This is a genomic window from Ruthenibacterium lactatiformans (assembly GCF_000949455.1).
Lineage (GTDB): Bacteria > Bacillota > Clostridia > Oscillospirales > Ruminococcaceae > Ruthenibacterium > Ruthenibacterium lactatiformans.
On record NZ_JXXK01000090.1, the window covers coordinates 1 to 1,561 of the forward strand.

Sequence of the window (1,561 nt, forward strand, 5' to 3'; positions counted from 1 at the left end):
CGCCCTATACTGGGGCAATGTACTATTCCATATAGCCGCCGCGCATGGGCGATACGGCGTGCCGGGTATAAAACCGGAGCACACCTTTTGTATATCGGGGCGGACGGGGACTCCACGCAGCACGGCGTGCAGCGAGGATCGCCTCCATCTGTTCCGGCGTTTTCTCGGCGCCGTTTGCTCCGATGATGGACAGGCTGCGCCCGCGGATGTCGATACGGATGAGGTCTCCCTCCTCCACAAGTGCGATCGGCCCGCCGTCCGCAGCCTCCGGGCTGACGTGGCCGATCACCGGCCCCTTTGAGGCACCGGAGAAACGGCCGTCTGTGATGAGTGCGATGCTTCGGGCGAGCGCCGGGTCCGACGAGATCGCCTCGGTGGTATAGAACATCTCCGGCATACCGCTGCCTTTGGGGCCCTCGTAGCGGATGAACACCGCCTCACCGGGATGGACGGCGTGCGTGAGGATAGCATGGATGGCGTCCTCCTCACAGTCAAACGGCCGTGCGCGCAGCGTTACGCCGAACATCTCCTCCGGCACGGCTGTGTGTTTGACCACGGCGCCTCCCGGCGCAAGGTTGCCCCGCAGAACAGCGATGGCGCCATCTGTGCCCAACGGTTTTTCCAGCGGGCGAATGACGTCCTCCGGTGCAACGCCCGTACCCTGCAGATACGATGCACAGCTTTCATAAAATCCGTTCTTTTGCAGTTCGTCCAGGTTTTCGCCCAGTGTTCTGCCCGTGACCGTCAATACATCCAGATGCAGCAGATCGCGCAGGCGCTCCATAACGCGCGGTACGCCGCCTGCATACCACACGTAGGCGGCGGGCCACCTGCCCGCCGGGCGAACGTCCAGCAGCCACCGCGCCCCACGGTGCATGCGGTCAAACATATCGCAGTCCAGCTCTATGCCGTACTCGTGTGCGATGGCCGGCAGGTGCAGCATCGCATTGGTGGAGCCGGAAATGGCGGCATGGATGAGGACGGCGTTTTCAAATGCCTCTTTTGTCACGATATCTCCCGTGCGGATGCCCGCGCGCGCCAGCGCTACCGCTTGTTCGCCCGCGCGCCGCGCATAGTCTGCCAGCAGCGGGCTTGCGGCCGGAACAAGCGCGCTGCCCGGAAGCGAAAGCCCCAAGGCCTCGGTCATCATCTGCATCGTGCACGCCGTGCCCATAAAGCTGCATGCTCCGCAGGACGGGCAGGCATGGGTCTTATAAAACCGGAACTGCTCCGCGGTGATCTCGCCGCGCTCATATTGGGCGCTGTATGTACCGATCTGCTCCAGCGTCAGCAGATCCGGCCCCGCATCCATCACACCGCCGGGCACAAATATGCCCGGCGTGTTCAGCCGGCCGGAGGCCATCAGATTCGCGGGCAGGCCCTTATCACAGCTTGCAATGTATACCGTTGCGTCAAAAGGCGTGGCCATACCGTGGATCTCGATGGCATCCGCAATGATCTCCCTCGAAGCGAGCGAGTAATTGATGCCGTCGTGTCCCTGCGCCATGCCGTCGCATATATCTGTAGCAAAGTAGCGCGCAGGGTTCCCGCCCGCGCTGCG

1 protein-coding gene is annotated in these 1,561 nt (G+C 63.0%); it reads right to left on the bottom strand.

The window, feature by feature from the left end; translation table 11 throughout:
• Positions 1-22: 22 nt before the first annotated feature.
• On the bottom strand, positions 23-1,561 hold a 1,539-nt coding region (ilvD, locus tag TQ39_RS19800; RefSeq protein WP_050006805.1), incomplete at its 5' end, for a dihydroxy-acid dehydratase.